The organism is Streptomyces sp. NPDC002513 (genome assembly GCF_053595355.1).
The window spans coordinates 157,226-164,213 of record NZ_JBSFXK010000011.1; the positions used below are offsets into that span (position 1 = coordinate 157,226).

Below are 6,988 nucleotides of genomic sequence, written 5' to 3' on the forward strand. Positions count from 1 at the left end.
AAGGATTCGAGCGGTGGCCGTCGAGCTCTACAGTTCGGTGCAGCCCGTCACCGCCCGCGCATGGGCCAGAATCAGCTCACGGGCTCTGTCGGGGCGCAGCGCCGCGTTGTGGCTGACGATGTGCAGACCGTAGCCGTCCTCCAGGGCCACCAGCCCGTGCGCCAGATCGTGCGCGGACGCGGCGAGGGAGAACACACCCGTCGCGGCGCCCACCTCGAAGGCGGTCGTGTAGAGCGCGACCTCCCGGGCGAAGAGGGAGGTCATCAGCTCGGCGTGGCCAGGGCTGCGGCCGGCGCGCCGGTGCAGTTCGTACAGCAGCCCGTGGACCGGATCGTCCGTCATGCTCGGCAGACCGCTGCGCAGCAGGGCCCGCAGCCGTGCTGCGGGATCTTTGGCAGGTGCCTCGTCGTAGGCCCGCTGGCGAGAGGCCAGGTAGCTCTCGACCGCGCCTCGGTGCACCTCCAGAACCAGGTCGTCGAGCTCGGGATAGTAGTACAGGACCGAGCCCTGGGATACGCCCGCCGCGTCCGCGATGTCCTTGATGCGCAGGCCCTCCAGCCCGCGCTCCGCGATGGCCCGCCCCGCGGCCAAGACGAGGGCCTCCCTGCGTGCCGTCTGGTTACGTGGTCTACCCGCTTTCCCCATGGTGGTCAATTCTCTGCTGTCCGTATCAGTCTTCGCAAGAAGTTTCCGCCGGAAGCATTGACGGTCGGTTCACCTATTGTTTGAATTCCGACTCAAAGAAACCGGCGCGGGCACTCGCTGCCGAGCCCCCGCCCCTGTCGCGCCCGCCGTTTCCCGGGGCACCCCCTGAGACGGCCCGGGCCACACCTGATCCGAACGGGCACCGGTTCGCCCACGTCCCACGACGCAATCGAAGGCCACAGCATGCAGACGTACGCCCACTGGCGGCAGCGCGCCGCCGACCTCACGCCACGCACGCGCCTGTTCATCGACGGAGCGTGGGCCGACCCGGCCGACGACCGGTGGATCCCGACCGTGAACCCCGCGACCGGCAAGACCACCGCCCACGTGGCGGCCGGTTCGGCCGCCGACGTCGACCGGGCGGTGACCGCGGCCCGCACCTCCTTCGAGGACGGCCGCTGGTCACGTACCGCACCCACGCAGCGCAAGCGGGTCCTGCTCGCCCTCGCCCGCCTCATCGAGGAGAACAGCGAGGAACTCGCCCTCTGCGACACCCTGGACATGGGCAAACCCATCGCGGAGTCCCACGGCACCGACGTGCCCGGCGCGGCCGGTGTCTTCGCCTGGTACGCCGAGGCCCTCGACAAGCTGTACGACGAGGTCGCTCCGGCCCCGCCCGGCAATCTCGCCCTCGTGCGCCGCGCTCCGCTGGGCGTCGTGGGCGCGGTGGTGCCCTGGAACTTCCCTCTGGACCTGGCCGGCTGGAAGCTCGCGCCGGCCTTGGCCGCGGGCAACAGCGTCGTGTTGAAGCCGGCCGAGCAGTCACCGCTGTCGGCGCTGCTGTTGGCCGAACTCGCTTCGCGGGCCGGCCTTCCCGACGGCGTGCTGAACGTCGTCCCCGGTCCGGGAGAAACGACCGGACGGGCGCTCGGTCTCCACCCGGACGTGGACACCCTGGTCTTCACCGGCTCCACCGCCGTGGCCCGGAAGTTCCTCGCCTACTCGGCCGAATCGAACATGAAGCAGGTGTGGCCCGAAGCCGGAGGCAAGAGCCCCAACCTGGTCTTCGCCGACGCCGACCTGGATGCCGCCGCCGAACGCGCCGCCTGGGGCTTCGCCTACAACTGCGGGCAGGTCTGCTCCGCCAACACCCGCCTGCTGGTCGAGGCCTCCATCGCACAGGAGTTCACGGCCAAGGTCGCCGAACACGCTCGCGCCTGGCAGCCGGGCGATCCACTCGACCCCGCGACCCGCCTCGGGCCCCTCGTCGACGAGCCCCAGGCGGAACGCGTCCTCACCGCGCTGCGGTCGTCGGGCGGCACGATCGTGTGCGGCGGTACGCGCCCCGACCGGGACGGCGCCTACATCGATCCCACCGTCGTCACCGGCCTGGGACCCGATGCCCCGCTCGTACGGGAGGAACTGTTCGGCCCCGTGCTGACGGTACTGCCCTTCCACGACGAGGCCGAGGCGGTCCGCCTGGCCAACGACTCCGCCTACGGCCTGGCCGCGTCCGTGTGGACGCGGGACCTCGGCCGGGCCCACCGTGTCGCCGACGCACTCCGGGCGGGCACGGTGTCCGTCAACACCGTCGACGCGCTCAGCCCGTTCACCCCCTTCGGCGGATTCAAGCAGTCCGGCCATGGCCGTGACCTCTCCTTGCACTCTTTCGACAAGTACACCGGCCTGAAGACGACCTGGATCGCCTATGGCTGACCATGCCGGAAACCGACAACCCTCCCGGCACAGCACCCGCTACCTCCACCTCCACCTCCACCGAACAAAGGACGCACCACCGATGACCGTCGACGCCTCAGCCCTCACCCGCCTCGACCGGGCGCACATCATCCATCCCTACCTGCCGGGCAGCGCCACCGAGCGTGTCGTCATGACCGAAGGCTCCGGCTGCCGCCTCACCGACTCCGAGGGCCGCACCTACCTCGACGCCACCGGCGGCCTCTGGCTCGCCCAGGTCGGCCACGGCCGCACCGAACTGGCAGACGTCGCACACGAGCAGATGAAGAAGCTGGAGTACTTCACCAGCTTCTGGGAGTTCTCCAACGAGCGAGCGATCGAACTCGCCGCGCGCCTGGCCTCCCTCGCCCCCGCCCCCCTGAACCACGTCTACTTCACCTCGGGCGGCTCCGAGGGCAACGAGGCGGCCATCAAGATGGCCCGTTACTACCACCACCGGCGCGGGGAGAGCAGCCGGACCTGGATCCTGGCGCGCAGCAAGGCGTACCACGGCATCGGCTACGGCGGAGGCTCGGCCACCGGCTTCCCCCTCTACCACGAGGGCTTCGCCCCGATGATGCCGCACGTCTCCCACCTCACGCCCCCGTGGCCGTACCGATCCGAGCTCTACGGCGACAAGCCGCTGAGCCCCGAGGAAGTCACCGACTTCCTCATCCGCGAACTGGAGGAGCGCATCGCGGAGATCGGCTCCCAGAACATCGCCGCGATGATCGGCGAGCCCATCATGGGCGTCGGCGGCATGCTCGTCCCGCCGGCGGACTACTGGCCCCGCGTGCGTGAGGTCCTCGACCGGCACGGCATCCTGCTGATCTTCGACGAAGTCGTCACCGCCTACGGACGCGTCGGCGAGTGGTTCGCCGCCCAGTACTTCGGCGTCACCCCGGACATCATCGTCACCGCCAAGGGCATCACCTCCGGCTACGTCCCGCTCGGCGCGCTCCTGGTCGGCGACCACGTCGCCGAGGTCCTCCTGCGAGAGCACGGCTTCCCCATGGGCTACACCTACAACGGCCACCCCGTCGCCACCGCGGTGGCCACCGCCAACCTGGACATCATCGAGAAGGAGGACCTCCATTCCCGCGCGACGAGTCTGGGCGCCTTCCTTCACAGCGAACTCCAGGCCCAACTGGGCGAGTTGCCGATTGTCGGCGAGATCCGCTCGGTCGGCATGATGCTCGCCGTCGAACTCGTCCAGGACCGCGCGACCCGCGCACCCCTGCCCCTGAACCCCGACCGGATGCCGCATGACGTCATCCGCCGCGAAACCGGTGTGATCGTGCGCGACTCCGCGCACAGCCTGGTGCTGTCCCCGCCGCTCGTCATGACCGAGGCCGAGGCCAAGGAAGCGGCCTGCGCGCTGCGCGGCGTCCTGGAGCGCACCGAGCCCACCGGTGAGATCCGCGCCGTCTGACGCCCTCGGGGGAGGCCCGGCCCGCGACCGGGCCTCCTCGCCCAGCACCACCCGACACGGACCCCGCACCGTAGCGGCGATCCGCCCGCGCCCCCTCGCAGTCTCTCCTCTCCCTTCCTAGGAACTGCCCGTGTCCTCCCACCTCTCGACGACCGAACCACGCGTATCCCAGCCCGCCACCGGCACCCTGCAACGCAGTCTCAAGCGCTTCGACATCACCGCCATGGCCATCGCCGCGGTCATCTCCTTCGACACCGTCGGGCAGATCGCCACCGGCGGCGGCGAGGCCGCCACCTGGACGGCGGCCATCGCTCTCTTCTTCCTTGTCCCCTACGCCCTGCTGTTCGCCGAGACCGGCGCCGCGTTCCCCCAGGAAGGCGGCCCGTATGTGTGGGTCAAACTCGCCCTCGGCCGTCCGGCAGCCGCACTCACGACCCTCATGTACTGGGTCACCAACCCCATCTGGCTCGGCGGCTCACTGGTCTTCCTCGCCGCGAACACCTGGGACGGCTTCGTCTTCCACCTGGGCTCCGGCACGGTGGCCGACTACGCCTTCAAGCTGCTGTTCGTGTGGGTCGCCATTCTGACGGCCGTCGTCTCCCTGCGCCGCGGCAAATGGATCACCACTGCGGGCGCGGCGATGAAGGTCCTCGCCCTCGCCGTGTTCACCCTCACGGCCGTGCTCTACGGGGTGCGGCACGGCTTCCACGGTCTGGCCGACGCCAGCTTCACCCCGACGACCGCCGGCTTCCTCGCCCTCGTGCCGATCCTGCTGTTCGCCTACGTCGGCTTCGAAGCGCCCAACGCCGCCGGTGAGGAGATGCACGACCCCCAGCGCGACGTGCCCGCCGCACTCGGACGCTCCGCGGTCATCGCGGCCTGCTGCTATCTGCTGCCGGTCCTCGCGCTCCTGGCCGTCGTACCCGCCCACCAGGTCACCGGCATCGGCGGCTTCATGGAAGGCGCCCGCCTCGTCTTCGGCGTCTACGGCGGCGCGGCCGGCCCCCTGCTGAAGATCACCGCCGTCATGTTCGTCTTCGCTCTGCTCACTCAGGGCAGCGCCTGGATGATCGTCAGCGACCGCATGCAGGCCATGGCCGCGGCCGACGGGGGCTTCTTCACCCGCGCCCTCGGCGCCTTCCACCCACGGCTCGGCACGCCGGTGCGCACCAATCTGCTCTCCGGAGCCGTGGCCACGGTGTTCATGCTCGCCGCCATGCGGTTCGCGAACGGCGACGCGGCCGACATGTTCGCCGTGGTGCTCACCGTGGCGATCACCACTTTGCTGCTCTCCTACCTGGTCGTCATCCCCGCGCTGGTCCTGCTACGGATCCGCCGGCCGGACGTTCCGCGGCCCTATCGCGTCCCCTTCGGCACTCGTGGCTTCCTGTTCTGCGCGGTCCTCGTCTACGCGTGGATCCTGATCGGGTCGTGGTCGGCGCTCTTCCCCGGAGTCCTGGAACAGCTCTTCGGTATCGACTACGTCTTCCACGACGTCTGGGGAGTTTCCCGTACCTCGTTCGAAGCCTTCACCCTCGGCACCGTCGCCGCCCTGCTGATCGTCGGCGCCATCGGCGTAGTGGTGGCCCGCCGCGAGGACGCCGCACCGGGCGCAGCCGGCGAGGCCGGTTCTTAACTTCAAGCTGAGAGGGCGGGAAGCGGCCCTTCGCCCTGGCCGGTGCTCCGCGCAGCCCAGCGCATCCGGCTACACCGACGGCAGGAGCGCCAGCGCTTCCTTCACGTTGTGCTCAGCGATCCCCTGCATGAACGCCCGGCCGGGGAAGTCACCGTCGAGGAGACGCAGTGGACCGGCTACCAGCGACAGACGCATCGCGAGCATATAGAGGTCAAGGCGCTGCGGGTCGAGACCGGGCCGGGCCAGTGCGGTGTACCACTCGCCGAAGCGGAGCTGGAGGAAGACGTGCTCCCACTCGACGTCGAAGTACATCAGGCCCTCGATGTCGATCAGGACAGGGTGACCGTCGGCGTCGACCAGGACGTGGTCGGGTCCGAGTTCTCCGTGGATCAGTCCGTATTCCGCGCGAGGGCTCACCCGATCGGCCAGTTCCTGGAGACGGTCGCGCAAGGCCGTGTCGGCTGCCGCGACCCTGCCGTCACGCCCCGCCGCCTCCTCAAGGTCCCGCAGGGCGCGGTCGAGGACCCGTCGCTCGCACGAGATCTCGGATGCGGGGCTGCCCCGCTCCAACAGGTCCACCCTGCCGTAGTGCTGGGCCTGGTGTCGCTGCATCGTCTCAAGCATCTCGGCGAGTTCGCCCGTGACTCCCGCGGCGCGTGTGGGATCGGTTTCGAAGAGTGCTTCGAGGGTGCCGCCGGAGACATCCTCGACCACGGCGACGTCCGCCGGATACTGGCGCCGGCTGCCATCCGCCAGGAGTACCCGCGGAACCCGCGCCCCGAGGCCGTTCAAGCTTCGTTGCGCGGTCAGGAACGGGACCAGCCCGGAGGCGGGCGCGAACGGGTCAGCCGGATCGGCCTCGCGCGCGCCTGGCCAGAAGTTCTCAGCTTCGGCCCAACTGCAGATGATCACACTCGCTGTGTGACTTCCATCAAGGCGGGCCCGGTACACCCCTTTCTTGCTGCCCCCGCGCAACCGCTCCACCCCGACAACGTGGCATCCCGCTCCCAGTGCGTCACGCACGAGCCCTGACAGGTCTTCGATGTCCGCGAATTGCCGCATCCGCAGAACCTACTGAAGACGTCGCCGCGCGTGCCACTGGATACGTCCTTCGCAGCCTCCGACTGCCGACGAACGGTGCACGTCAGGGAGGTCCTCCCAGCCCAGGTCTCCGTAGGGTCTACGAACTGGCCTTCTGAACAGGGACGTTGCCGAGTGGACCTCTTCTGACGCATAAACTGCCCTCCAGAAGACCGCGATGCGCTACGCGGACTTCGCCCGCCAGCTTCTGGAAACGGCCGCCGAACAGAAAACCCGTGAGGGCCGACAGCGACCTTCTGCCATTCTGCTTGCCATGCCCGCACGGAATCGAAGACTGCCCCGGCACCGTGCCTGGCCGCTGACCACCACCGACATCAACGAGTGTCTCGGCCCCCTCATGACCCGCAACGTCGCTTCCGTAGTGTGATCTTGGTCGGGTAGGGTTCTGATCTTGTGGCGAGTGGGCACATAGCTGGTGAGACATACCCCGAGCGGACACG

The 6,988-nt window shown here is 69.2% G+C and carries 6 protein-coding genes; 4 read left to right on the forward strand and 2 right to left on the reverse strand.

The window, feature by feature from the left end; all coding sequences use genetic code 11:
• Positions 1 to 27: 27 nt before the first annotated feature.
• Positions 28 to 591 carry a TetR/AcrR family transcriptional regulator gene (locus ACWD5Q_RS11020; protein WP_451426719.1) on the reverse strand — a complete coding sequence of 188 codons (564 nt, stop codon included), beginning with the start codon at positions 589 to 591 and terminating at the stop codon, positions 28 to 30.
• Between the two features lie 297 nt (positions 592 to 888).
• On the opposite strand from ACWD5Q_RS11020, the gene ACWD5Q_RS11025 reads away from it, so the two are divergent.
• From ACWD5Q_RS11025 to ACWD5Q_RS11035, 3 genes are all read left to right on the forward strand, one after another.
• Positions 889 to 2,361: an aldehyde dehydrogenase gene (locus ACWD5Q_RS11025; RefSeq protein ID WP_451426720.1), complete on the forward strand. Its 1,473-nt coding sequence runs from the start codon at positions 889 to 891 to the stop codon at positions 2,359 to 2,361.
• Positions 2,362 to 2,443: 82 nt separating this feature from the next.
• Positions 2,444 to 3,811, forward strand: coding sequence for an aminotransferase family protein (locus ACWD5Q_RS11030; protein WP_451426721.1), 1,368 nt, complete (start codon positions 2,444 to 2,446; stop codon positions 3,809 to 3,811).
• 130 nt (positions 3,812 to 3,941) lie between these two features.
• A complete protein-coding gene (locus ACWD5Q_RS11035; RefSeq protein WP_451426722.1) occupies positions 3,942 to 5,447 on the forward strand; it encodes an APC family permease in 1,506 nt (501 codons plus the stop codon).
• Positions 5,448 to 5,516: 69 nt separating this feature from the next.
• Here the strand turns inward: ACWD5Q_RS11035 and ACWD5Q_RS11040 are convergent, their stop codons facing one another.
• On the reverse strand, positions 5,517 to 6,509 hold the full coding sequence (locus ACWD5Q_RS11040) for a phosphotransferase family protein (RefSeq protein WP_451426723.1): 993 nt from the start codon (positions 6,507 to 6,509) through the stop codon (positions 5,517 to 5,519).
• A gap of 196 nt (positions 6,510 to 6,705) precedes the next feature.
• Here ACWD5Q_RS11040 and ACWD5Q_RS11045 point away from each other — a divergent pair, with 196 nt between their 5' ends.
• The gene (locus tag ACWD5Q_RS11045) at positions 6,706 to 6,915 is read left to right on the forward strand and encodes a hypothetical protein (protein ID WP_451426724.1); all 210 of its coding nucleotides are present in this window, start codon (positions 6,706 to 6,708) and stop codon (positions 6,913 to 6,915) included.
• Positions 6,916 to 6,988 lie beyond the last annotated feature (73 nt).